This window comes from Aliamphritea hakodatensis, from assembly GCF_024347195.1.
GTDB lineage: Bacteria > Pseudomonadota > Gammaproteobacteria > Pseudomonadales > Balneatricaceae > Amphritea > Amphritea hakodatensis.
This window is the reverse complement of the sequence record NZ_AP025281.1, coordinates 817,024-843,427: the sequence shown is the minus strand read 5'-3', so window position 1 is coordinate 843,427 and position 26,404 is coordinate 817,024. Positions and strand designations below refer to the sequence as shown.

Here is a 26,404-nt window from a genome sequence, read left to right as displayed (position 1 = left end):
GTCATGCAGGAACTCAAGAGACAGGCAAAAAGGTAAACCAGATGAGCCGCATTCTGATAGTTGAAGATGAGAGCATTATCCGCTCTGCATTACGACGACTGCTCGAAAAAAATGACTACGATGTCGCCGACGCGGCATCAGTTGATCAGGCAACCCGCGATAATAACCTTGAATCATTTGATCTGATCATCAGTGACCTGCGCTTACCGGGCGCACCGGGCACCGACCTGATTACACTTGCCGCCAATGTGCCGGTACTGATCATGACCAGCTATGCCAGCTTACGCTCCGCAGTGGATGCCATGAAGCTGGGCGCTGTCGATTACATCGCCAAACCCTTCGATCACGAAGAAATGCTGGCAACGGTGGCAAGTATTCTGCAACGCTCGGGTAAAGCCCTGAGCACTGATGAAAGCACTGAACCTGATTCGCAGCCCTCGCAGAACACCATTACCGGTAACAGCACACCGATGCTGGAACTTTTCAAACGCTTAAGTAAAGTTGCCAAAACTCAGGCAACCGTACTGATACAGGGCGAATCCGGTACCGGTAAAGAACTGACCGCCCGGGAAATCCATCAGCAAAGCCCACGGGCAAACGCCCCGATGATCTCGGTAAACTGCGCCTCTATTCCTGACACTCTTATTGAGTCTGAGCTGTTCGGCCATGAAAAAGGCGCCTTTACCGGCGCAGACTCCCGCCGCAGCGGTTTAATTGAAGCAGCCGATGGCGGCACCCTGTTTCTGGATGAAATTGGTGAACTGCCCCTTGAAGCTCAGGCACGCTTACTGCGTTTCCTGCAGGAGGGTGAAATCCGCCCTGTCGGCTCGGTTAATTCCAAGCAGGTCGATGTACGTCTGGTTGCGGCTACCCACCGAAACCTTAAAGCAATGGCAAAGCAAGGCCAGTTCCGGGAAGACTTATATTATCGCCTTTATGTCATGGAATTGCAGATGCCTCCCCTGCGGGAACGCGGCCAGGACATTCTCGATATTGCCCAGCAGTTTTTACGTAACAGCGGCAGCAAAAACGGTAAAACGAATCTGCAGTTTTCCCACCACGCCAGCCAAACCATGCTGCAGTATCGCTGGCCGGGTAACGTACGAGAGCTTCAGAATGCCGTTGAACGGGCAGTCATTCTGGCAGACGGCGACTTTATTGATACTGACCTTCTCGGTCTGGACCTTGAAGTGGATTCACTGGCGTCTCTGGAAACCAACTTTGTTGCCACCCATAAAAACAGTGTGCCGGCAGCAGCCAACTCTGCCGCCAATGACAGCGGCCGCCAGGATCAGCCAAACTTGTCGCTTGATGATTATTTTCATCGCTTTGTCCTCGACAATCAGGACGGTATGAGCGAAACCGCGCTGGCAAAAAAACTGGGAATCAGCCGTAAATGCTTATGGGAACGCCGTCAGAAGCTCGGCATTCCCCGTAAACCCAAAAAAGCCTAGGCCCGGGTAACAAAGCTGTTACCTGGCACGGTTACAAAAGTGTTACCTTTCGCCCCGCGGCGCGGTTACAAAGTGTGTAGAGAGGTAACACTTTTTCAGGTAACAATGTTACAAAACAGTAACAAACAAGTGTTCTAAAAATATATTTTCCTTTAAGAACAACAAGTTAATAAAAGTGGCACGCCATCTGCAATAATTAGATCAACAAGAAAAAGAACACTTAACACACATAATCACAATAAAAATAAAACCCAGATTGTGAGTGACTAAGTAACCGCCTCGAATAAAAATAATAATGAGGCTTAAAGCTGATCGCTGAAATTGACGCCTTTTACAACGGTCCCGAAATCAGTGCTTAGAAATAAAAACAACAAGCTAACACTAGCGTTGTTGTCTAACTAAGCGGTCAGCTTTACCCATCTCCTCCTCTTCGCAAAGATTATTTTTTCCTTCTGATACCACGATTAAATACGTTGCAAAGCCCCCTTTGTCATGCAGCAATACCCCTCGCTGAGCTCTTAAATATTCCGCATCGGCCGCTTTCAAAAGCACGCTTAGTGCTTAGTGACAATTTCATGATAAGATGCGCGTTTTAATCAGGCCTGCATAAGTAACACTACAGCATGGAAATAAGCGTACTCGTTCTACTTGTCATCAGCATCGCTGCAATTTTCTTTTTATTGCGCAATGCTGTCGGTAAACGTCAGCACAATGATCAGCCAGCTGCGGCCTCCCAATCTGCCTCAACGACTGACGCTGTGAATAACCAATATACTCCTGCTCACTCATCCGATCATGAGCAACTTATTATTCATCAGGATGAACACAATATTCCCCGCCGCCATCTGAATGATGCCGCCATGAAGGTCGTCTATCACCTTCAGGATGAAGGCTATGAAGGCTATCTGGTTGGTGGCTGTATTCGTGACCTGCTGCTGAATAAACGTCCGAAAGATTTTGACGTCGCAACCAACGCCCATCCTGAAAAAGCCCATGAGCTGTTCCGCCGCTCACGCCTGATCGGACGTCGCTTCAAACTGCTGCATGTCCGCTTTGGCCGTGACCTGATTGAAGTGGCTACGTTCCGCGCCAGCCACGACAGCAAGCAGGATAACAACGACGGTGAACATGGCCGCCAGAACGACAGCGGCATGATTGTCCGGGACAACGTTTACGGCACAATCGAAGACGACGCCCTGCGCCGGGACTTTACCGTTAACGCCCTGTATTACTGCCCCCGTGATCACAGCATCCATGATTTTGCCGGCGGTTACACAGACCTTAAAAACAAAGTCCTGCGGATGATCGGCGAACCGGATGACCGATACCGTGAAGACCCGGTACGTATGCTGCGCGCAGCCCGTTTTGCCGCTAAGCTGGATTTCAGCATTGAACCGGCTACTGCAGAGCCGATTAAACGCCTGGCCCCGTTACTGAAAGACATTGCTCCTGCCCGGATGTTTGATGAAGCTCTGAAAATCTTTCAGTCCGGACACGGCGCTGCGTCATTTGAGCAGACCCGTCATTATGGATTGTTTGAACAGCTTTTCCGGCAGACAGATGCGTCACTGAATAACCCACAGGGAATGCCGGTTGAAACCCTGATTCAGAATGCCCTGAGTAATACGGACCGCCGCTTACAGCAAGGTAAAAGTGTTACCCCTGCATTTCTGTTTGCAGCCTTTCTCTGGTACCCGATGACACAGCGGATGCAGAAGCTGCAGGACGAAGACGGTATGCATCCGTTACCGGCCCTGCACGAAGCCGCCAATCAGGTGATCGCTGCACAGGTTCGGCAGACTGCTATTCCACGGCGTTTTTCAACCCCGATCCGGGAAATCTGGGAACTGCAGTTACGCCTTTCCCGCCGACAGGGCAAACGCGCTGACCGCCTGATGGAGCACCCGCGTTTCCGGGCTGCTTATGATCTTCTGGTGTTACGTGAAAACAGCGGTGAAAGCCTCGATGGGCTGGGTGAATGGTGGACCCGCTATCAGGACAGCAATCCGGGCAACCGTATGGAAATGAATAAAGAAGCCGGTAGCGATGATGCGCCAAAGCGCCGTCGTCGCCGTCGCCGTCCTTCGAAGCCAAAGCAGCAGCAACCACAGAATGACTGATATGATTAACTGGCAACTGTGCTACATCGGTCTGGGGAGTAATCTGGAAGATCCCTACCGGCAAGTCAGCAGCGCACTTGAAGAACTGACCGCCCTGCCGGACTGCAGAGCACACGCCCATTCACGCCTGTACCGCAGTGACCCGGTAGGACCACCGGGTCAGCCGGACTACGTGAATGCTGTCGCCTGCTTTGAAACCACACTGGAACCTCTGGCGTTACTGGATGCCCTGCAAGCCATTGAACAGGCGCATCAGCGGGTCAGAATCCAGCACTGGGGACCACGCACACTGGATCTGGACCTGCTGCTGTACGGCAATCAGGTAATAGAGAATGAACGCCTGACGGTGCCTCATGCCTTCATGAAGGAGCGCAGCTTTGTGCTGTATCCACTTGCAGACCTGGCGCCTGATACACGACTACCGGACGGCACCGGACTCGCAGAACTGCTGGCAAATTGCCCGCAAGGCACGCTGGAACCGATAAACCGGTAAGCTTCTGGCTTATACTTATTTGCTAGGTTTTTATTCCGCAGTTGCAACATAAGGAATAGTTAATCCCCCGGTGCATAGGTATAATCCCCGCCTGAGAGCCATATAAATCAGGTTAGACTTATGAGCAAGGTTACCCTACACACACTATTTACCCGAAAGCAGGCCGGAGAAAAGTTCGCTGTTCTGACAGCCTACGATGCCTGCTTCGCCAAGCAGATCAGCGATGCGGGTGTTGAAGTGTTACTGGTAGGTGATTCCTTAGGAATGGTCCTCCAGGGCAACGACAGCACACTGCCGGTCAGTGTCGAACAGGTGGCATACCATACCGCCGCAGTTCGCGCCGGCAGCCAGAATGCAATGATCATGGCTGATATGCCATTCATGAGCTACGGCACCCCCGCACAGGCAATGGAAAGCGCAGCGGCACTGATGCAGGCCGGCGCACATATCATCAAGCTTGAAGGCGCAGCCTGGCTGGATGAAACCATTGAACTGCTGGTACAGCGTGGCGTTCCTGTTTGCGCACACCTCGGCTTAACCCCCCAGACGGTTAATGTACTGGGTGGCTATAAAGTCCAGGGCCGCAACGATGATGCAGCGCAACAAATCCTCAGCGACGCACGCCGCCTGGAACAGGCCGGTGCCAGCCTGCTGTTACTGGAATGCGTACCAAGCGATCTGGCACGGGCGGTAACCCAGGCCGTCAGCATCCCGGTTATTGGCATCGGCGCAGGTGCCGATACCGATGCTCAGGTGCTGGTCATGCACGACATGCTGGGCATCACACCGGGCAAAAAAGCCCGTTTCGTTAAGAACTTCATGCAGGAAGCCGACAGCATCTCTGAGGCATTTAAAGCCTATGCTGATGCAGTTAAACAGGGTAGCTTCCCGGGGCCGGAACACGGCTTCGAATAACGGCACTGATGCCAGAGCCGGCGATATTCCGGCTCATACTTCGGATTTCAGATTATGCAAACAATACACAGCATTACCGAGCTGCAGGCAGTTCTGGGTAATGAACGTGCTGCTAACAAGCGCATTGCTTTTGTACCGACCATGGGCAACCTCCATGAAGGTCATATTCAACTGATTCATCAGGCAAACCGTAATGCAGACATTACCGTTGCGAGCATCTTTGTAAACCCGCTGCAATTTGGTGAAAACGAAGATCTGGATGCATACCCCCGCACCCTGCAGAGCGATCAGGAGAAACTCAGCGCTGCCGACTGTGACTACCTGTTCGCACCAAAGATGGAAGACATGTATCCCAATGGCCAGGTAATCCAGACCCTGGTGGAAGTACCCGGTATTTCTCAGCTGCACTGCGGTATTTCACGGCCAATTCACTTCCGCGGTGTCGCGACCGTCGTCTGCAAACTGTTTGGTATCGTCCGCCCGGATGTGGCCATTTTTGGCGAAAAAGACTTTCAGCAGCTGATGGTTATTCGCCGCATGACTGAAGATCTGTTTCTGCCTGTCGAGATTCAGGGTGCCCCAATTGCCCGCGCCGAAAACGGTCTGGCCCTCAGCTCCCGTAACGGCTACCTCAGCGCACAGGAAATGGAGATTGCTCCCACCCTGAACCGTACCATCCGTGAAACGGTTGCTCAGGTGGTCTCCGGTAATCATGATTACAGCCAGCTGGAAGAAACCGCCCAGCAACGACTGGAAGACGCCGGCTTTAAGCGTGATTATTTCAATATTTGCCGCCGGCATGACCTGCAACCTGCCCAGCCAGCAGATAAAGAACTGGTACTGGTTGCAGCGGCGTATCTTGGTAAGGCACGGCTGATCGATAACATGGTGATTGACCTGTAAGACATACACCGGCGGGAGCCACTCCCGCCTCCCATCTCCTCTGGGTTGCCGCCCTCTCTCCCGCAGATTCATCACCCACTAAGCCCTTGATAATCCTTAAAAGCTAAAAGCCCTTCGGATTACTGCGTTGCAGATAAAAACTGACTATGTTTTACTGCAGTGCACAAAAACAAAATACTTGCTGCCGGATAACCTCTGAATCAACGTCGTTTTCTGCCCTGAACGCAATAAAACAGTCATCAGAATCCCTTATCCTACAGCCAAGTTTTGATCAGCAAGAGGGAATATTATGCGTGACGTAGTAGTTGTAGCTGCAAGCCGTACGGCAATCGGTAGTTTTAACGGAACCCTTGCCTCGGTTGCAGCCAGCGACCTTGGTGCAACTGTTATCAAAAACCTGCTGGAAAAGTCAGGGGTTGATGGCAGCCAGGTAGAAGAAGTCATCATGGGTCAGGTACTGACCGCTGGCTGTGGACAAAACACCGCTCGCCAGGCCAGCGTCAATGCAGGCCTGCCGGTTGAAGTGTCTGCAATGACCATCAACAAAGTATGCGGTTCCGGCCTGAAAGCAGTCCAACTGGCGACTCAGGCGATTCGCTGTGGCGATGCTGAGATCATCATTGCCGGCGGCCAGGAAAATATGAGCGCCTCTGCCCACGTACTGCCAAATTCCCGCAACGGTGCCCGTATGGGTGACTGGAAAATGGTCGACACTATGATCAAAGACGGTCTGTGGGACGCATTCAATGATTACCACATGGGTATCACCACCGAGAATATCGTTGAAAAATACGGTTTCACACGTGAAGAGCAGGATGCTTTTGCTGCCCTTTCCCAGAATAAAGCTGAAGCCGCTCAGGCAGCCGGTAAGTTTACTGATGAAATCGTGCCTGTGGTTATCCCTCAGCGCCGTGGCGATGACATCGTATTTGATACCGATGAGCAACCCCGTGCAGGTGTAACCGCTGAAGCGCTGGGCAAGCTGCGCCCGGCGTTTAAGAAAGACGGTTCCGTGACTGCCGGCAACTCTTCCACCATTAACGACGGCGCTGCCGCTGTAATGCTGTGTTCCGCAGAAAAAGCCACCGAACTGGGCCTTCCTGTACTGGCCCGTATCAAGGCATATGCAAGCGCAGGTGTTGATCCCTCCGTCATGGGTACCGGCCCGATTTGCGCTACTCAGAAAGCGCTGGAGAAAGCAGGCTGGGCCATTGATGATCTGGAACTGGTTGAAGCCAATGAAGCCTTTGCTGCTCAGGCTATGTCGGTTAACAAAGACCTTGGATGGAATACCGATATCGTGAACGTAAACGGCGGCGCAATCGCGCTGGGCCATCCGATCGGCGCATCTGGCTGCCGGGTGTTTGTCAGCCTGCTCCATGAAATGCAGCGCCGCGATGCGAAGAAAGGCCTTGCTACTCTGTGTATCGGCGGCGGTATGGGTACTGCACTGGCGGTTGAACGGGACTAAGCCGTTCTCCCAGACACTGAAAACGGGACTGATGTCCCGTTTTTTTATATACACTAATCCGTTCACCGGGGAACTAAAGTACAGCTAAGATAGCGAGACTCACCTGCACTTCGGGCGACGGATTAATGGTTAACGCAGCAGATCTTCCCCACTGAGCCCGTTACGCTCAACGATCTCACGTAACTTACGCAGGGCTTCTACCTGGATCTGCCTTACCCGTTCCCGGGTGAGGCCGATTTCCCGGCCAACTTCTTCCAGCGTGCTCATCTCAAAGCCACGCAGGCCAAAACGGCGGGACAGTACTTCAGAGTGTTTCTCAGGCAACATATCCAGCCACTGATTGAGGTTTCCGCTGATATTAGAGTTCTGCAGCAAGGTTTCCGGATCAGAACTTTCTTCATCCGGGATCGTCTCCAGCAACATCTTGTCTGAATCTTTGCCGACCGGCGTATCGACGGATGTTACCCGCTCATTAAGCCCGAACATTCGCTCCACGTTTTCCACCGGCTTATCTACCGCCTGGGCGATCTCTTCCACAGAAGGCTCGTGATCCAGCTTTTGTGCCAGTTCACGGGCGGCCCGCAAATACACATTCAGCTCTTTAACCACATGAATAGGCAACCGGATGGTGCGGGTCTGATTCATAATCGCCCGCTCAATGGTCTGCCGAATCCACCAGGTGGCATAAGTTGAAAAACGGAACCCCCGCTCAGGGTCAAACTTTTCAACCGCACGGATCAGCCCGAGGTTACCCTCTTCGATCAGATCCAGCAGGGTCAGCCCCCGGTTGATATAACGTCTGGCAATCTTCACAACCAGTCTCAGGTTGCTTTCGATCATACGCTTGCGCGCGGCCTCGTCGCCCTTCAGAGAACGCCGGGAGAAATAGACTTCTTCTTCAGCAGAAAGCAACGGCGAAAAGCCAATCTCATTGAGATAAAGCTGCGTTGCATCCAGGGTTTTGGCGTTTAATAAATCATTATGCGCCATACTGCCTTTACCACGCCCGCTATTCATGAATTTAGGCTTCGCGGCCTCATCACGTTTAGGGGTTACTGTGGCTGTATCTTGCTCGCTATTTTCAATATTTTCCATCGACCCACCTCAAATAGTTCCATTAACTGTGTGTCCAGGCTATCTTCTCTTGGGCAAGTACTTCTTAGGATCAACCGGACTCCCATTCCGGCGTATCTCAAAATGCAGCATGTTACGGGTGGCACCACTACTGCCAATTTCGGCAATCTTATCACCGATCTTTACAACATCATTTTCCTTTACAAGAATTTTGCTATTGTGCCCGTAAGCGCTCAAATAGGTTTGATTGTGGTTAATGATCACCAGGTTTCCATAACCCAGCAGCCCACTACCGACATATACAACTTTGCCGGATTCAGCCGCATAAACGGACTCACCCCGCTCACCCAAAAAGTTGATACCTTTATTTACCTTACCACTGCTGCTATAGCCCTGTACAATCCGACCCTTGGCTGGCCAGCGCCATTGCAGCTTGCGATTTGCTGCTAAAGCAACGCTCTTGCCCGCAGTAGCAGGCTTTGCTGGCGTTTTTTTAACTTTAGTCTCATTTTGGGTATTTTTGGGTTTTTTAACTGTTTTTTGTGTCGTCCGGGGCTTTGCTTTAGCAGGTTTGGCTGTGCTTTGAGATTTAGGTTCGGTCCGGTCAGCCAGAGGGGCAGCATCTGAATCACGGGCAACGGCTGAAGTATTAAGGGATAATTTCTGCCCCGGATAAATCGCATAAGAACGGTTGATCTTATTTGCCCGGGCAAGCTGCCGGTAATCCAGTCCATATTTGAAGGCGATGCCATACAGGGTATCACCCCGGCGAACGGTATATTCTGTCAGACTGCCACTGCGCACAGCACTGGTATTGACCCGGCGCTGATCACTGCCTGAAAGGTCGCTGATAGGTGCGTAGGCACTGTTGCTCGCACAACCTGTCATTACCAGCAAAGATGCAAGCATCAGTACCAATAACAGTCGGTTGAGCATTCCAGCCATACACATTACTCCCAAGCGTTACCTGTCTGAGGACAAACCACGCTCCATTAACAATACAATTGCCCCACCCAGTACCATCAGGGCAAGACTCGCATATAAGTATGATGGTTCACCGGTCAGCGCCTGATAACTCAGTGGTAAGACATTATCCTGAGCCAGAGGGATTTGTTCACCGTGTCGGTTAATCGTATAGGCAGTGGTATATTTCCAGGGCCAGATTTTATTCAGCGAGCCCAGCATAAAGCCTGCCAACATCGCCAGCGTCGCCATTTTATAATGGGTAAACATCCAGCTAAGCACCCGGGAAAAGCCACTGATCCCCACTACACACCCCGCAAGAAACAGGCCCAGCAACTGAATATCAAACGCCTTCACAGCCCCCAGGACCGGGGTATACATACCAATAATCAACAGGATAAAACTGCCGGATATTCCCGGCAGGATCATGGCACAGATAGCCACCATTCCTGACAGAAACACCGCAAGAGCTGTCGGTTCTATTTCAGTGGGTGTTATTGATGTAACCAGATAGGCGAGCATTGCACCGACCACAAAGGTTAATGTCAGCGTGGTATTCCAGTGATCGATCTGGCTCATTACCAGCCAGCAGGAAGCCAGTATCAGGCCAAAGAAAAACGCCCATAACATCACCGGATAGGTATCAAGTAAGAACAATACACTGCTGGCGACTGTCGCAATGCTCGTCACAATCCCCAGAACAAGCACTAGCAAAAAGCTGCCATTTATATGGGCCCATGCTTTTCGGAACTGCCCGGAAAACAGCAAACCAAGCGCGGCAGTATCCACCGATTTAATACTGTTAATCAGTTCTTCATAAATCCCGGTAATAAATGCAATTGTACCTCCGGATACGCCGGGAACAGCATCTGCGGCTCCCATAAGCATACCTTTTAAGAACAACTTAATCCGTGCTGATCCCATTCGTTTCCCACTACTGCTAATACACGCTAAGCGTATGAACTTTATACTCTATCGTACTGTACCACTTAACAAAGGAACAAATTTAACCGCTTCAAGTACTTCAGTGGTAAATTCCGTTTCAGACTGGCGCACAACCAGCTTCAGTTCCTGCTGTCGTCCACCAACCGGAATCACCAGACGACCGCCAATTGCCAGCTGCTGAAGTAATTCAGGCGGTACCTGCTCAGGTGCCGCGGTAACCAGAATACCTTCAAAAGGCCCCCGGTCAGCCCAGCCCATTCCGCCATCTGTGTGCCGTAAATGGACATTACGTAAAGACAACAGCTGTAAACGTTTGCGGGCTTTTTCCTGTAACGGACGGATCCGTTCAACGCTGTATACCTGATCGGTTAACTGCGCCAGCACGGTGGTCTGATAACCCGACCCTGTTCCGACCTCAAGTACTTTCTTCATCGGGCCTTCAGCTAACAGGAGTTCTGTCATTTTAGCGACGATGTAAGGCTGCGAAATTGTCTGGTTAAACCCGATCGGCAGGGCAGTGTCTTCATAAGCCCGGTGTGACAACGCCTCATCGATAAAAATATGTCGCGGAGTGCTCGCCATCACATCCAGCACCTGCGGATCAGTAATACCCTGATCCTGCAACCGCTGCACTAAACGGCTGCGGGTGCGTTGCGAGGTCATACCAATCCCCTGCAACTGTAATTTATTCACAACAACTCCTTAAACACTTAATTCTCTGACAGCAATCAGTCACTCAGGTTTTCCAGCCACTGGCTTAAATTATCCATCCCTGAGTATTGTGTCATATCCACATTGAGCGGAGTAATTGCCACATAACCTTCCTGAACAGCATAAAAATCGGTTCCGGGGCCGCAGTCAGCTGCAGCGCCCGCACCTGCAATCCAGTAACGTTTAGCACCACGGGGATCAATTGATTCAACCGGTGTATCTGCCAGTACCCGGTGGCCCAGTCTGACCAGCTGCATACCTTTAATGTCCGCTAAAGGACGGTCCGGTACATTAATATTTAATACTGTACGGGGGGCCAGATTCAAGCGCCGGACATCCACCAGCAGCTGCTGAATAATAACCGCTGCTGTCTGATAGTTATCAGGATGACTGCCCAGCATAGAGACAGCGATTGGCGGTAGCTTCAGATACCGGCCTTCGATGGCTGCTGCAACGGTGCCTGAGTAGATAACATCATCTCCCAGATTAGCCCCCGCATTGATGCCTGAAATCACAATATCAGGCTTTTCACACAGCACTCCGGAAATGCCCAGATGGACACAGTCAGTTGGCGTGCCATTCAGGCTGTAAAAGCCGTTATGATGCTGATGCGCTTCCAAAGGGCGATCCAGCGTCAGCGCATTACTGGCACCGCTGCGGTTGCGGTCCGGGGCAACAACATCAACACTGAAGTTTTCGGACAGCGTTGTCGCCAGCGTTTCTAACCCCGGTGCGTACACACCGTCATCATTTGATAACAAGATTCGCATTAAAATTCTCCACGCTGAGCGTTTTCTACCTGACAGATTTCCCGCAGGACACTGGTGGCAAAAGAACCGACAGTCAGATCAAAACTCAGTAGCAACTGGTCATCGGCTTCCTGAACCACACTGAGCCCCTGAGGCAATAAACGCAGGGCACGGCGCTCCTGATTCAGTCCCAGTTTTTCCAGGCCCGTCTGCAGCTCTTCGTAACCTTCGAGCTGTGCGGTTTCCCATTCAAAGGCCTGACCGGTGCAGATAGAACGCCCGCGCCCCCACATTGGCGCGGTCAGATGAATGTCCAGATTATTTAAACGTTCTGCGATGGTCTCATCTTCAGCGTCATACACAAAACAGCTTTGGCTGCCCTGGTGCATCAGTACGTCGCCGGCCATGGGTCCGGTTTCTCCGGCATACCGTGCTGACACTACCTGATTAAACAGAAAAGAACGCACCGCAGAAATATACATGCCCTTTTTATGCTTCTGCCGTTCTTTATATTCGCCTTTAATCAGCGCAGCGCCCTTCACCAGATTCCCCCCATGATGGCCGAACCGCTGCTCACCAAAATAATTGGGAACCCCCTGACGGACCAGCTCACAACGGCGCATAACATCAGCCACATCGGTAACATTACGCAAACGAATTGCAAAACGGTTTCCGGTTAAACTCCCCAGACGCAATTTACGCCCATGTTTAGTCGCCTTTAATACCTGAATCGTATCCCGTTCAAATAACGACCATGTCAGCGGGGCGCGACCCGGCAGATGTACGCTGAACCACTGTTCAGTCACCGCATGACGGTCTTTTTTTCCGGCATAGCCGACTTCCCGGGGACTGACCTGACAAAAGTGTGCCAGTTGCCGGGCAACCCAGTCGGTGTTTTCACCGGTTTTGCGGATATACAGATACACATGATCACCGCTGCCTTCCGGCTCAAATGCCAGATTTTCAGTCACCTGAAAATCATCCGGTTGCTGGCGGATCATGGCAGTCGCGCCGGGCTCGCCATAGACATAATTAAGTTCAGTGGGAAATGCTGTGGTCATGAAAATATCCAGCTAATAGAGCAATCAGGGAGTATCATCAGATACGGGAGGTTTTCCGGGAATTAACTGAAAGAAGGTCTCGTCTTCGCGCACCATACCCAGGTCATTACGGGCACGTTCTTCAAGGGCCGCCAGTCCCTTTTTCAGGTCCTTAACTTCTGCCTGCAAACGATGATTGCGTTCAACAAGCAAATCATTCTCAGCCTGCTGGCTCTGGATTTTATCCTGTAACGCCCACACTTCACGCAGGTTCGCCTCGCCAAACCAGAGACGATACTGCAGAGCTGCCACAGCAATGATCAATATCCAAACAAACCAGCGAAACATAGAATACCGACACCGGTCTCCAGTTAAAAAAGGGGGCTTCCGCCCCCTTATATTCAGTATTTAGCCAGTAATTAGGCCTGGCCTTTGATCTCTTTCAGACCATTATAAACAGCTTTATCACCTAACTGATCAGCAATCCGCAGTAAGCGGTTGTACTTAGCAACACGGTCAGAACGGCACAGAGAACCGGTCTTGATCTGTCCTGCAGCAGTACCCACCGCCAGGTCCGCAATGGTGGTATCTTCAGTTTCACCGGAACGGTGAGAGATAACCACGGTGAAACCGGCATCTTTAGCCATTGTAATGGCATCCAGCGTTTCAGACAGTGAACCGATCTGGTTGAACTTGATCAGGATAGAGTTACCGATGTTCTCTTCAATACCACGGGACAGGATCTTGGTGTTGGTAACAAACAGGTCATCGCCAACCAGCTGTACTTTTTCACCGATCTTACGGGTCAGGCTTGCCCAGCCATCCCAGTCAGACTCATCCAGACCGTCTTCGATAGAAACAATCGGGTAGTTCTCAGTCAGGTTAGCCAGGTAGTCACCGAAACCTTCGGAATCAAATACCTTGCCTTCGCCAGACAGATCGTACTTACCGTCTTTGTAGAATTCAGATGCTGCACAGTCCAGCGCCAGAGTAACGTCTTTACCCAGCTCATAACCGGCATTGGCAACCGCATCACGGATCACAACCAGCGCTTCTTCGTTAGAGCCCAGGTTAGGCGCAAAACCACCTTCGTCACCCACAGCAGTACTCAGACCTTTAGCCTTCAGAACCGCCTTCAGCGCATGGAAGATCTCTGCGCCGCAACGCAGTGCATCAGCAAAGTTATCCGTTGCAACCGGCTGAACCATGAACTCCTGGATATCAACATTATTATCCGCGTGCTCACCACCGTTCAGGATGTTCATCATTGGCACAGGCATAGAGAACTGGCCGGCAGTGCCGTTCAGGTCAGCAATGTGCTCATACAGCTCAACGCCTTTGCTGATCGCGGCGGCTTTAGCTGCTGCAAGCGACACAGCCAGAATAGCATTTGCACCCAGGTTGGCTTTGTTTTCAGTGCCATCCAGCGCCAGCATTTTGTTGTCCAGCGCACGCTGATCAGCAACGTCCATGCCAACCAGACTGTCACGGATTTCACCGTTAATAGCAGCAACCGCTTTCAGAACACCTTTACCCAGGTAACGTGATTTATCGCCGTCACGCAGTTCCAGCGCTTCACGTGAGCCTGTAGAGGCACCGGAAGGCGCACAGGCAGATGCCTGCTGGCCAGTGCTTAGAATCACATCCGCTTCAACGGTTGGGTTACCACGGGAATCAAGCACTTCGCGAGCTTTGATATCAGCAATTGTTGCCATTAATAGAACTCCAATATTACTTAGATATTACTTTTCCAGATCTGCCTGGATTAAGGCAGCTTCGATAAACCCACGGAACAGGCCATGGCCGTCACGCGGAGTCGATGTAAATTCAGGGTGGAACTGACAAGCGACAAACCATGGATGATCCGGCACTTCCACAACTTCAACAAGCTCGCCGTCAACAGAACGGCCGGCAATGACCAGGCCAGCCTCTTCCAGCTGCGCAACGTAGTTGTTGTTCACTTCATAACGGTGACGGTGACGTTCTTTAATTTCTGTCGCACCGTATGCAGCGGCAGATGTAGTACCGTCTTTCAGGTGACAAACCTGCGCACCCAGACGCATCGTACCGCCCAGGTCATCGGCATTACCCCGTAATTCAGTGACACCTTCTTCAGTCATCCACTCGGTAATCAGACCGATCAGCGGGTTCTTCGCATCCGCATCAAATTCTGTACTGCTGGCATCTTCAATACCGGCAACATGGCGTGCATATTCAATCACAGCTACCTGCATACCCAGACAGATACCCAGGTATGGCACCTTGTTCTCACGGGCATACTTAACCGCAGCGATCTTACCTTCCACACCGCGCTCACCGAAGCCACCCGGTACCAGGATTGCAGATACGTCCGACAACAGGTCAACGCCATCACGCTCAACCTGCTCAGAATCGATATACTTAATGTTTACCTTGGTACGCAGCTCGATACCCGCATGGGAAATCGCTTCAATCAGCGACTTGTAGGCATCCAGCAACTCCATGTACTTACCCACCATCGCAATGGTCACTTCACGGTGCGGGTTCAGCTTGGCATCAGCTACACGGTCCCATTCGCTCAGGTCAGCAGCCGGGCAATCCAGGTTAAAGCGCTCGATAACGATCTGATCCAGGCGCTGTTCGCTCAGCAAACGCGGGATCTTATAGATGGAATCAGCATCCGGCAGAGAAATCACTGCACGCTCTTCAACGTTGGTAAACAGAGACAGCTTACGGCGGGAACTGGCAGGAATAGCAAAATCAGAACGGCATACCAGAATATCTGGCTGAATGCCGATTGAGCGCAGTTCTTTAACCGAGTGCTGCGAAGGCTTAGTCTTAATTTCACCGGCAGTCGCAATGTAAGGCACCAGTGTCAGGTGCATGAACATTGCGCGATTAAAGCCCAGTTCAACCTTTAACTGACGCACCGCTTCCATGAACGGCAGTGATTCGATATCACCAACCGTGCCACCGATTTCCACCAATGCAATATCGGCATCACCGGCCCCGTCAATCACACGGCGCTTAATTTCATCAGTGATATGCGGAATAACCTGAACAGTACCGCCCAGATAATCACCACGGCGCTCTTTACGCAGTACGTGCTGATACACCCGGCCGGCGGTAAAGTTATTACGCTTACCCATAGTGGTGCGGATAAAACGCTCATAGTGGCCCAGATCCAGATCCGTCTCAGCGCCATCTTCGGTGACAAAGACTTCACCGTGCTGAATCGGGCTCATCGTGCCCGGATCGACGTTAATATAAGGGTCCAGCTTAAGCATGGTGACTTTAAGCCCCCGCGCTTCAAGAATTGCAGCCAGTGAAGCGGATGCGATGCCTTTCCCCAACGAAGAAACAACACCGCCAGTGACGAAGATATAACGCGTCATGTGGAACCTGTATATGGTCGTAAACTTGGATAACGCTGTTTAATCAGCCATTCCGTTAAGGAATATTTTTTTCACGCAATAAAAAATACCGGCCGGAACAGGTATTAATGAGTGGCTAGCAGTCTGATTAAAACAGCAACATAAGATGGGGCTACAGGGTACCAGAATCACTGCCGGCAAACAATGCAGCGGGCTGCCAATCTAGCCAGAAAGGCGGCTTATTTTCAGCTTCACACCAGCTCTGACAGATACAGATTCCCGGGACCGCTACAATTTCGTCCCCACGGACACACACCGGCCAGTGATCCCGCTGCCACGGCGGCACACCGGCTTCCTGAAACAAATGCTTTAACGACTTCCCCGGCCGGCCTGACGGATGACACCTGTCGCCCTCCCGACGATTGCGAACTGACACTCCGGCCAGCCACAGGTCCGGACTGGCGGCCGATTCAGTCTTTAACAGCAGACGACCACCCGGATACCGCTCAGGTGCCGCCAACACATCCACCAGCAGAGCACTCCATGGCGGACAGCTCATCATCGCTTCGATAAATAAACGGTTGCGGTAGCGGCGGATAATCCGGTCACCCAGTATCAGTTCCGGCTGCCGGTCGCCGGCCACAGTCATTAACGTTCTGAGACTGTCCAGCTGTGCGGCAGTGAGCTGAACGCCTGCGCACCGGCACCAGTAACGTAACAGATTTGCCTGACGCCGCTCCGACAACAACTGCAGCTTATCAACCTGCAAGCTGTTTTCGGCTAAGCAATTCTGAAGATCCGACTGAGCAAATTCTTCCAGCAGCGCTTCGGCATCTGCCAGATGACCGGCCGCTGTCTGAAGGCGCGCACTGACTCCGGACCAGCGCCCGGCCAGCAGAGGCAACACCTGCTGGCGCAGAAAATTTCGGTCATACTGAAGATCCCTGTTACTGGGATCTTCTACCCAGCACAAACCTTCTTCCTGCGCCCACTCTGCCAATTCATTGCGGCTGATATCCAGCAGCGGCCTGAATAACAGGCCTTCACCAAGCGCACGTTGCCGCGGCATTGCAGCCATCCCCCGCACCCCTGCGCCCCGGAATAAACGGAACAGCAGCGTTTCAGCCTGATCATCACGGTGATGCGCCAGCAATACACAGGTATTCCGGGACGACACCTGCTCAAATACCTCATAGCGGGCATTTCTGGCAGCCGTTTCAACACTGCCCGGTTGCAAACACACCCTTTCAGCATGAAACGCCAGCCCACGCAGTTCAGCCTGACGGGCACAAAAGAGCTGCCACTCACCGGCTTCCCGCTGGAGCTGATGGTTAATATGCAATACCGTTAACTGCTCCGCGGGCAAACAGCGGCTGGCAAGCTCCAGCAACACCATTGAATCCAGACCGCCACTGAGGGCAATGATCCAGTGATGAATACCGGACTGATGTGCCAGTTGCTGCTCAAAGCGTTGCATGAAGGTATCGCCGGTCATCTTGCCCATATACAGGTCTCTGTCTGTGTTGCTGGTAATTGTAACCTGAAACAAAAAAACCGCCGGGGATACCGACGGTTTTTTTATAGCAGACAGAGCTTACTGATCAATACCGTAAGACATCAGGCGCTGATAACGACGCTCCAATAGCTCTTCGGTGTTGAATTCATCATGACGGGCCAGCGTTTCCATCAGGTGTTTCTTCAGGTTAGCAGCCATCAGACCGTGATCACGGTGCGCACCGCCCAGAGGCTCATCAACGATCTGATCAACCAGCCCCAGTTCAGACAGACGGTCAGATGTCAGGCCCATTGCTTTAGCAGCATCCGGAGCACGTTCCGCACTCTTCCACAGGATTGATGCACAGCCTTCCGGCGAAATAACTGAATAAGTGGAATAACGCAGCATCAGCAACTCATCACAGACACCGATCGCCAGTGCGCCACCGGAACCGCCTTCACCGATAACGGTAGAAATAATAGGCGTTTTCAGACGGGACATAACCGCAAGGTTGTAAGCAATCGCTTCACTCTGACCACGCTCTTCTGCACCGATCCCCGGATACGCACCCGGTGTATCAATGAAGGTCAGTACCGGCATATTGAAACGTTCTGCCATTTCCATCAGACGCAGGGCCTTACGATACCCTTCCGGACGTGGCATACCGAAATTACGGCGTACTTTTTCTTTAACCTCACGGCCTTTCTGATGACCGACCAGCATAACAGGGCGCCCTTCCAGACGGGCAATACCACCGACCAGCGCCTGATCATCTGCATAGTGACGGTCACCGTGCAGCTCTTCAAAGTCATCAAAGATGTGCTTAACATAATCAAGCGTATACGGACGCTGAGGATGCCGCGCCAGCTGCGAAACCTGCCACTCACTCAGGTCAGAAAATAAAGACTCAGTCAGGCTGCTGCTTTTTGCCTGCAACTTGCTGATCTCTTCTTCAATATTCAGTTCGTTGTCATTACCAACCAGACGCAACTCTTCGATCTTCGCTTCAAGGTCAGCAATTGGCTGTTCAAAATCCAGATAATTGGGATTCATGCGTAACGTATTCCGTTTGTTTCTATATCGCTGCCGGGCGTGTCCCGGTAACGGAAAAAAATTCTGCTAAGTGTACCCGTACATGGAATTAAGAACCAGTATCAGGCGTCACTTAGCGGCGATTTAATAACAAACAGACACAGCATCACCACCAAACTGATCCTTCAGCTTCAGTAACACCTCATCTGTCGGTTCCACTTTCCAGTCATCCCCCAGATACACCCGTGCAGATGCATCTTCCCGGCTGTACTGCAAAGCGACACTCACGGCAGAAGCGCCTTTCGCCCCTTCGAGTAACTGCTCAAGAACCTTAAGCTGACGTTCTTTCAGCTGATCTGCCTGACAGTTCACCTGTATATGCGATGCATACCGGGCTCTGGCCTGAGTGATATCAATGACTTTACTGGCCCGAACTTTAGTCCGGCCTGAATAATCATCGTGTGCAATTTCACCTTCGACCAGCAGGATCGCATCTTTGTTCAGCAGATGGCGATGCTCATCAAAACTGTCACCGAAAAGCGTAATTTCTATCCGGGACGTCCGGTCATCCAGTGTAATAAAGCACAGCGGATCACCCTTCTTGGTTTTCTTCATCCGGATATCTACCACCAGCCCCAGCATTTTCTGTTGCTGGCCCCGGGCCGGCTGTAACTCAACGATTCGCTTGGAAATAATATTCGGCAATTCTGACTCGTATTCGTCAATCGGATGACCGGTTACATACAAGCCGAGGGTATCTTTCTCACCCTGCAGACGCTCTTTATCCGTCCAGCAACGCAGCTTCATGTAGTCTGCATAAGGGTCACGGGGATCTTCGGCTTCCATATCACCGAACAGATCAAACATACCGGCACTCTGATTGCGCTCACTCTGATCAGCTGCTTTCAGCGCTTCAGGAATGGCAGCCCACAGCTGGGCACGGTCCGGACCGAGTTTATCCAGTGCGCCACAGCGAACCAGGGCTTCCATAACACGTTTGTTGATCTTCTTACTGCCAACCCGTTTACAGAAGTCAAAAATATCCTTAAACGGGCCCTCCTGACGGGCTTCAACAATCGACTCAATCGGGCCTTCACCCACGCCCTTTACCGCCCCCAAACCGTAAACAATTTCACCGTCATCATTCACGGTAAACATATATTCGCCACAGTTCACGTCCGGCAGTACCAGTGGCAACTCCATGGTCCGGCACTCTTCAATGAAGATCACCACCTTTTCGGTGTTCTGCATATCAGAGGACAATACCGCTGCCATGAAAGGCGCAGGATAATGCGCTTTCAGCCAGGCCGTCTGATAGGACACCAGTGCATAAGCGGCGGAGTGAGACTTGTTAAAACCATAACCGGCGAACTTTTCCACCAGATCGAAAATATTACCGGCCAGATCCCGGTCAATATTGTTATTTTCCGATCCTTCAAGAAACGAAACCCGCTGCTTGGCCATTTCTTCGGGTTTCTTCTTACCCATCGCCCGGCGCAGCATGTCCGCACCACCCAGGGTATAGCCTGCCATCACCTGAGCAATCTGCATTACCTGCTCCTGATACAGGATGATGCCGTAGGTAGGCTCCAATACAGGCTGCAGGCTCTCTAACTGGTAATCCGCATGGGGGTAGGCAAGCTCAGCTAAACCGTGCTTTCGGTTAATGAAGTCATCTACCATGCCGGACTGCAGCGGCCCCGGACGGAACAGCGCTACCAGTGCGACAATATCTTCAAAGCGGCTTGGTTTCAGCCGGTTTACCAGATCTTTCATACCGCTGGACTCAAGCTGGAAAACCGCCGTGGTCTCAGCGGACTGCAGCAAATCAAAAGTAACTGGGTCTTCCAGGTCAATCAGCGCGATATCCAGCGGCTCTTCGCCGCTTTTCGCCCGAATCCGGTCAATGGTCTTTACCGCCCAGTCGATAATGGTCAGGGTCCGCAAACCCAGGAAGTCGAACTTAACCAGTCCGGCCTCCTCAACATCACCTTTATCAAACTGAGTAACCAGCCCCTGCCCATGCTCATCACAATAGGTGGCGGCAAAGTCTGTCAGCTTGGTCGGGGCAATTACCACACCACCGGCGTGTTTACCGACGTTACGGGTAACCCCCTCCAGCTTATAGGCCATGTCCATGATTTCCTGCGCTTCTTCGCTGGACTCCACAAACTCACGCATCATCGGCTCTTCTTCCATCGCCTTGCTGAGCGTCATGCCTATTTCAAAAGGGATCAGTTTGGACAGTTTATCCGCCAGACCAAATGCCTTGCCCTGCACCCGGGCAACGTCCCGCACCACCGCCTTTGCCGCCATGGTACCGAAAGTAACAATCTGAGATACCGCATCACGGCCATAGGTTTCTGCGACGTAATCGATAACCTTATCGCGGTTATCCATACAGAAATCGATATCGAAGTCAGGCATCGATACCCGCTCTGGGTTCAGGAATCGCTCAAAAAGCAGATCGTATTCCAGAGGATCAAGGTCGGTAATTTTCTGTGCATAGGCCACTAATGAACCCGCACCGGAACCCCGGCCAGGGCCTACAGGCACGCCGTTATCCTTACCCCACTGAATAAAGTCCATTACGATCAGGAAGTAACCGGGGAAACCCATCTGGGTGATAATATCCAGCTCAAAATTCATCCGGTCTTCGTAGGGCTTACGCTTTTCTGCGTAATCTTCAGCATCTTTATCCAGCAGGATATCAAGACGCTCTTCCAGACCTTTCCATGACACATCGGCAAAAAACTCGTCCATGGTCATGCCTTCCGGAATCGGATATTTCGGCAGGTAATAGGTACCAAGATCAAGTTGCAGATTACAGCGTTTAGCTATCTGTACGGTATTGGCAACCGCGGAAGGGATATCCGCAAACAGCGCCTGCATTTCTTCCGCAGATTTCAGATACTGGGTTTCACTGTAATCCTTTGGCCGGGTAGGATCTTCAAGTGTACGGCTCTGGTTAATACAGACCCGGGCCTCATGCGCCTCGAAGTCATCCGGTGAGATAAACATAACTTCGTTAGTTGCCACCAGCGGACAACCGCTGCGCTGCGCCAGCTGAACCGAAGCATGTACACACTCTTCATCATTGGTGCGGTCGGTTCGCTGAATCTCCAGATAAAAGCGCTGCGGGAACATAGTCTGCCACTGCGCCAGGATGGCATCGGCCTCATCACTGCCAGCAAGCAAGGCTTTACCGATTTCACCTTCTTTAGCACCGGACAGGGCAATCATCCCCTCCGGCTGCGCAGCGATCCAGTCTTTAAGGATAACTGCACGGTCATGCAATACATTCTGGCCTTGTTCATACGCCAGTGAGATCAGTTCAGTCAGGTTACGGTAACCGGTCTCGTTCATCGCCAGCAGGGTAAGCCGGTGCGCCTCGTCATCCTCAAGGCTGTTTACCACCCAGACATCCGACCCGAAAATCGGCTTCACACCGGTACCGGTGGCCGCCTTAAAAAATTTAATCAGGCCAAACAGGTTCGTCTGGTCTGTCAGCGCTATTGCCGGTATCTGCTGTTGTTTAACAGCCCCCATCAGCTCTTTGATACGAACCAGACCATCAACCAGTGAGAATTCACTGTGCAGACGAAGATGGACAAAACCGGGGGTGTTATTCATAAATAAACCAACTCAGTTAAACAGTATGTTGTTCGAGTAATCGGGCCACGGGCTTAAAGCTGCGCCGGTGCTCAGAAATAGGACCATATTTTTCAAGTTGCGCCAGATGCAGGGCTGTCGGATACCCTTTATGTTTGGCGAAACCATACTGTGGATAGATTTTATCCAGCGCTTTCATTTCCCGGTCCCGGTAGACCTTTGCCAGGATAGACGCGGCACTGATTGCCGGCTCCTTCAGGTCCCCTTTGACGATGGCTTCTGACGGACAAACCAGCCCCTGCGGACAACGGTTGCCATCGATCAGTGCGTACTCAGGCACCGGTGATAGCTGATTAACGGCCCGGCTCATGGCTAGCATAGATGCATGTAAGATATTCAGCGCATCTATCTCAGCAACATCAGCCCAGGCAATCGCCCAGGCAAGTGCCTTTTCCTGAATTTCAGGGTACAGCAGTTCACGTTTTTTTTCGGTGAGTTTTTTTGAATCGGTCAGGCCGGCAACAGGGTTATCCGGATCAAGAATCACTGCTGCGGCAACCACTTTCCCGACCAGCGGCCCACGGCCAACTTCATCCACACCGGCGACAAGCTGATGGCTGCGGAAATCAACCCCCTGTATTTGCATTCAGGCGCCTCCCCGCTTATCAGCAACCAGCTGTAAAACCGCCTCTGCTGCACGCTCATCGGCATTCTGACGAAGCTCAAGGTGCAAATCATGGAATCGCTGAGTCACCGGTCCCTGCTGTCTGCTGTCCTGCAGCGCTTGCTCGACCAGCGGCCCTAAGACCTCAGGACGAACATCATCTTGTAACACTTCAGGCACTAACTTCTCCCCTGCCAGCAGATTTGGCAACGAGATATAGGGGGTTTTCACCAGACGGGACAAAATCCGATACGTCAGTGACGCCATCTTATAAGCCACCACCATCGGCTTCTTAAGTAACATCGCCTCAAGGGTAACCGTGCCAGACGCCATCAGTATGGCATCACTTGCCTGCATCACTAAACGGGATTCTTTCAGATGCAGCCTGACAGGTAAGTCCTTGTATTCTGACTGCAACAGTTCCTGAAGGGTGTCGTAACGGGTCTGATTTGCTGCCGGAAGAATGAAATGTAAATCAGGATTTCTGTCCAGCAACCAGCGAACCGTGTCCAGAAATGGACGGGCCAGGTACTTCAGCTCCCCGCCCCGGCTGCCCGGCATAACCGCAATCAGCTGCTCATTTTCAGAAATGCCAAGTTGGCGGCGCGCGTCAGGCTGATCCGGCTGAAGATCAATCATGTTTGCCAGCGGGTGGCCCACAAATCTGACTGGCATATTATGCTGTTCATAAAAACGTGCTTCAAAAGGCAACAGCGTTAACATCAGATCGGTTGTGTTAAGAATCTTAAATACCCGCTTACTGCGCCAGGCCCACACTGACGGGCTGACATAATGTACGGTAGGAATACCTGCAGAACGCAATTTTCCTTCCAGATTCAGGGTAAAGTCCGGTGCATCTATGCCAATAAAGACGTCAGGCTGCCAGTCGGTCAGTTGCTGCGTCAGTTGCTTACGGATGTTAAGAAGCTCTCTGAGCCGGCCCAGCACTTCAACCAGCCCCATGACTGACAGCCGCTCCATCGGATACAGCGAATGACAGCCTTCATCCTGCATCAGTTCACCACCGATACCACGGACTTCAAGATCTGGATAAGATTTGCGTAACGCTCTGATAAGACCAGCGCCAAGGATATCCCCTGACGCCTCACCGGCTACGACAGCAACTTTCATACGTCCGGCCATAGAAATGATTAGCGGATGATGCCCCGCTCAGAAGATTTAAGTGAATCAATAATCAGCTGTACTTCCACACAGTCAACGACCAACTCCTGCAGTTCAGCCAGCGCTTCATCCAGTTTTAAGCCACTGCGGTAGATTAACCGGTAGGCCCGTTTAATCGTACGGATAGCATCATCACTATAACCTTTACGGCGCAATCCAACCGAGTTAATACCATGGGGCTTAGCTGAATTACCATTACACATAACAAAAGCGGGAATATCCTGCAGCACGACAGTACCAGCACCACACATACTGTATGAGCCGATATGGCAAAACTGATGCACCGCCGTAAAGCCCCCCAGGATAATATAATCCCCCAGGTGAACATGACCGGCCAGCGCGGCATTATTCGCAATAATATTATGGCTGCCCACGACACAGTCATGCGCGACATGCGCATTGGCCATAAACAGATTATCACTGCCAATTATCGTAATACTGTTATCCTGAACCGTCCCCCGGTGAATTGTACAACCTTCACGGAATACGTTGTCGTCACCAATTACCAGTTCAGTAGGTTCACCCTGATACTTCTTATCCTGACAGTCTTCACCAATGCTGGAGAACTGAAACACACGGTTATTTTTGCCCATCTTAGTCGGGCCTTTTATCACCGCATGGGGACCAATACGGCACCCGGCACCAATCTCAACATCCGCACCGATGTAGCTCCAGGGACCTACTTCAACATCGTCAGCCAGCTTAGCGCCGGACTCAACTATCGCTTGTGGATGAATCAATCTTAAACCTTTCTGTCAGCACAAAGAATTGTTGCGGAGCTCGCAAGCTCGCCATTCACGGTCGCTTTAACATCAAACTTCCAGATCCCACGTTTCTCGGAAACGATACTGGCTTCAAGTTGCAACTGATCACCAGGCACCACAGGGCGCTTAAAACGCAGCTTATCGGAACCGACAAAATAATAAATAGAGCCGTCCTGAGGAGTTTTATCCATGGTTTTAAAACCAAGAATACCTGCCGCCTGCGCCATGGCTTCAACAATCAGCACACCCGGCATTACCGGATGGTCAGGAAAATGTCCGTTAAAAAATGGCTCGTTAATCGTAACGTTCTTATAAGCAACGATGGATTCCCCGGGGATCAGCTCAACCACCCTGTCGACTAATAAAAAAGGATAACGGTGGGGTAAATATTTGCGGATCTCATTAACATCCATCATTCGGATCAACCTTTGCTTTGTATTGCTTAAATTCTGCTTCTAACGTTTTCAGCTTACGGGACATCTCGTCCAGCTGACGAAAACGGACAACATTCCGTTTCCATTGTGAATGTGGTTCTGCAACCGTACCGGAGGAATAAGCCCCGGCGGAATCAATATTCTTACTGACTAACGACATCGCCGTGATGTGTGTACCTGCGGCAATTTCAAGATGCCCGGTAATACCGCAGGCACCAGCCACTGTACAGGCCTCACCTATATGGGTACTGCCGGCAATGGCAGTACAGCCGGCAATGGCGGTATTATCACCGATGACAACATTGTGCGCTATCTGCACCTGATTATCGATAATAACACCGTTACCAATAAAAGTATGATCCAGCGCACCACGATCAACCGTCGTACCTGCACCGATCTCTACGCAGTCTCCGATCCGGACACCGCCTAACTGATATATCTTAAGCCACTGACCATTGTCCTGTGCAAACCCAAAACCGTCTGCACCGATCACCGCGCCGCTGTGAATACGGCAATTTTCACCAACTGTTACGTCGCTATAAAACGTCACATTGGGCTGAATAACCGAACCGGCACCGATCTCACAGTCATTGCCCAGTACAGTATTCGCACCCACTGAAACGCCAGCGCCAATTTTACAGTTTGCACCCACAACCACATTCGGCCCGAGAATAACATCTGTAGCCAGCGTTGCCGTCGGCGCGACTACCGCACTACCCGCGACACCTCCCACCTGCATATCATCAGCTCCGCTGAATAAGCGGCTCACTCTGGCATAGGCGATGTAAGGATCGTCAACAATCAGGCAAGCGGTTGGTACCAGTGCTTTATGCACTTCGCTGACTAAAACGGCACCCGCACGGCACTTTTTCAACTGCTGCAAATAACGGGGTTTGGCACTGTGAAAAAACGTCAGTTGCCCGGCATCCGCCTGCTCAAGAGTGGCAAGCCCGTTAATATCCGCCTCACCGCCTTCAAGCGTCGCATCCAGATATTTCGCTAACTCTTGTAATGAATACTGCAAACCCGA

Annotated in this window: 23 protein-coding genes; 6 read left to right on the top strand and 17 right to left on the bottom strand. The window is 51.6% G+C overall.

Annotated features, from left to right (window positions below; all coding sequences use genetic code 11):
* The first annotated feature begins 41 nt into the window (after positions 1-41).
* From PCI15_RS03790 to PCI15_RS03765, 6 genes are all read left to right on the top strand, one after another.
* Positions 42-1,454: a sigma-54-dependent transcriptional regulator gene (locus PCI15_RS03790; protein WP_271273037.1), complete on the top strand. Its 1,413-nt coding sequence runs from the start codon at positions 42-44 to the stop codon at positions 1,452-1,454.
* A 623-nt stretch (positions 1,455-2,077) separates the two neighbouring features.
* Positions 2,078-3,574 (top strand): polynucleotide adenylyltransferase PcnB, encoded by a 1,497-nt coding sequence (gene pcnB, locus PCI15_RS03785; RefSeq protein WP_271273036.1) that lies wholly within the window; start codon positions 2,078-2,080, stop codon positions 3,572-3,574.
* Positions 3,567-4,067 carry a 2-amino-4-hydroxy-6-hydroxymethyldihydropteridine diphosphokinase gene (gene folK, locus PCI15_RS03780; protein WP_271273035.1) on the top strand — a complete coding sequence of 167 codons (501 nt, stop codon included), beginning with the start codon at positions 3,567-3,569 and terminating at the stop codon, positions 4,065-4,067. Before pcnB ends, folK begins: the two co-directional genes overlap by 8 nt.
* A 120-nt stretch (positions 4,068-4,187) precedes the next feature.
* Positions 4,188-4,982: a 3-methyl-2-oxobutanoate hydroxymethyltransferase gene (gene panB / locus PCI15_RS03775; RefSeq protein ID WP_271273034.1), complete on the top strand. Its 795-nt coding sequence runs from the start codon at positions 4,188-4,190 to the stop codon at positions 4,980-4,982.
* Between the two features lie 54 nt (positions 4,983-5,036).
* Complete coding sequence (gene panC, locus PCI15_RS03770; RefSeq protein WP_271273033.1) at positions 5,037-5,885, top strand: pantoate--beta-alanine ligase; 849 nt, start codon at positions 5,037-5,039, stop codon at positions 5,883-5,885.
* A gap of 289 nt (positions 5,886-6,174) precedes the next feature.
* On the top strand, positions 6,175-7,356 hold the full coding sequence (locus tag PCI15_RS03765) for an acetyl-CoA C-acetyltransferase (RefSeq protein WP_271273032.1): 1,182 nt from the start codon (positions 6,175-6,177) through the stop codon (positions 7,354-7,356).
* A 129-nt stretch (positions 7,357-7,485) separates the two neighbouring features.
* On the opposite strand, the gene rpoS is transcribed toward PCI15_RS03765, so the two are convergent.
* The 17 genes from rpoS to lpxD form a co-directional block, all read right to left on the bottom strand.
* Complete coding sequence (rpoS, locus tag PCI15_RS03760) at positions 7,486-8,451, bottom strand: RNA polymerase sigma factor RpoS (RefSeq protein ID WP_271273031.1); 966 nt, start codon at positions 8,449-8,451, stop codon at positions 7,486-7,488.
* A gap of 39 nt (positions 8,452-8,490) precedes the next feature.
* Complete coding sequence (locus PCI15_RS03755) at positions 8,491-9,234, bottom strand: peptidoglycan DD-metalloendopeptidase family protein (protein WP_271273030.1); 744 nt, start codon at positions 9,232-9,234, stop codon at positions 8,491-8,493.
* 159 nt (positions 9,235-9,393) lie between these two features.
* Positions 9,394-10,317 carry a polyprenyl-phosphate transporter gene (locus PCI15_RS03750; RefSeq protein ID WP_512699171.1) on the bottom strand — a complete coding sequence of 308 codons (924 nt, stop codon included), beginning with the start codon at positions 10,315-10,317 and terminating at the stop codon, positions 9,394-9,396.
* Between the two features lie 48 nt (positions 10,318-10,365).
* Complete coding sequence (locus PCI15_RS03745) at positions 10,366-11,001, bottom strand: protein-L-isoaspartate(D-aspartate) O-methyltransferase (RefSeq protein WP_271274576.1); 636 nt, start codon at positions 10,999-11,001, stop codon at positions 10,366-10,368.
* 65 nt (positions 11,002-11,066) lie between these two features.
* Complete coding sequence (gene surE / locus PCI15_RS03740) at positions 11,067-11,819, bottom strand: 5'/3'-nucleotidase SurE (RefSeq protein ID WP_271273028.1); 753 nt, start codon at positions 11,817-11,819, stop codon at positions 11,067-11,069.
* Positions 11,819-12,859, bottom strand: a complete 1,041-nt coding sequence (truD, locus tag PCI15_RS03735) for a tRNA pseudouridine(13) synthase TruD (RefSeq protein ID WP_271273027.1) — start codon at positions 12,857-12,859, stop codon at positions 11,819-11,821. Before truD ends, surE begins: the two co-directional genes overlap by 1 nt.
* 24 nt (positions 12,860-12,883) lie before the next feature.
* Entirely contained in the window at positions 12,884-13,186 is a 303-nt protein-coding gene (gene ftsB / locus PCI15_RS03730) for a cell division protein FtsB (RefSeq protein ID WP_271273026.1), read from the bottom strand.
* A gap of 71 nt (positions 13,187-13,257) precedes the next feature.
* Positions 13,258-14,553, bottom strand: coding sequence for a phosphopyruvate hydratase (gene eno, locus PCI15_RS03725; RefSeq protein ID WP_271273025.1), 1,296 nt, complete (start codon positions 14,551-14,553; stop codon positions 13,258-13,260).
* Between the two features lie 27 nt (positions 14,554-14,580).
* Positions 14,581-16,212: a CTP synthase gene (pyrG, locus tag PCI15_RS03720; protein ID WP_271273024.1), complete on the bottom strand. Its 1,632-nt coding sequence runs from the start codon at positions 16,210-16,212 to the stop codon at positions 14,581-14,583.
* Positions 16,213-16,363: 151 nt separating this feature from the next.
* Positions 16,364-17,740, bottom strand: coding sequence for a tRNA lysidine(34) synthetase TilS (gene tilS, locus PCI15_RS03715; RefSeq protein ID WP_271273023.1), 1,377 nt, complete (start codon positions 17,738-17,740; stop codon positions 16,364-16,366).
* A 45-nt stretch (positions 17,741-17,785) separates the two neighbouring features.
* Positions 17,786-18,739, bottom strand: a complete 954-nt coding sequence (gene accA / locus PCI15_RS03710; protein ID WP_271273022.1) for an acetyl-CoA carboxylase carboxyl transferase subunit alpha — start codon at positions 18,737-18,739, stop codon at positions 17,786-17,788.
* Between the two features lie 123 nt (positions 18,740-18,862).
* Entirely contained in the window at positions 18,863-22,351 is a 3,489-nt protein-coding gene (gene dnaE / locus PCI15_RS03705) for a DNA polymerase III subunit alpha (protein WP_271273021.1), read from the bottom strand.
* Positions 22,352-22,367: 16 nt separating this feature from the next.
* Positions 22,368-22,976 (bottom strand): ribonuclease HII, encoded by a 609-nt coding sequence (gene rnhB / locus PCI15_RS03700; RefSeq protein WP_271273020.1) that lies wholly within the window; start codon positions 22,974-22,976, stop codon positions 22,368-22,370.
* A complete protein-coding gene (gene lpxB, locus PCI15_RS03695) occupies positions 22,977-24,125 on the bottom strand; it encodes a lipid-A-disaccharide synthase (RefSeq protein ID WP_271273019.1) in 1,149 nt (382 codons plus the stop codon).
* A 20-nt stretch (positions 24,126-24,145) separates the two neighbouring features.
* Positions 24,146-24,916 carry an acyl-ACP--UDP-N-acetylglucosamine O-acyltransferase gene (lpxA, locus tag PCI15_RS03690; protein WP_271273018.1) on the bottom strand — a complete coding sequence of 257 codons (771 nt, stop codon included), beginning with the start codon at positions 24,914-24,916 and terminating at the stop codon, positions 24,146-24,148.
* Between the two features lie 2 nt (positions 24,917-24,918).
* Entirely contained in the window at positions 24,919-25,356 is a 438-nt protein-coding gene (gene fabZ / locus PCI15_RS03685; protein ID WP_271273017.1) for a 3-hydroxyacyl-ACP dehydratase FabZ, read from the bottom strand.
* Positions 25,343-26,398, bottom strand: coding sequence for a UDP-3-O-(3-hydroxymyristoyl)glucosamine N-acyltransferase (lpxD, locus tag PCI15_RS03680; RefSeq protein ID WP_271273016.1), 1,056 nt, complete (start codon positions 26,396-26,398; stop codon positions 25,343-25,345). Before lpxD ends, fabZ begins: the two co-directional genes overlap by 14 nt.
* Positions 26,399-26,404: the final 6 nt, after the last annotated feature.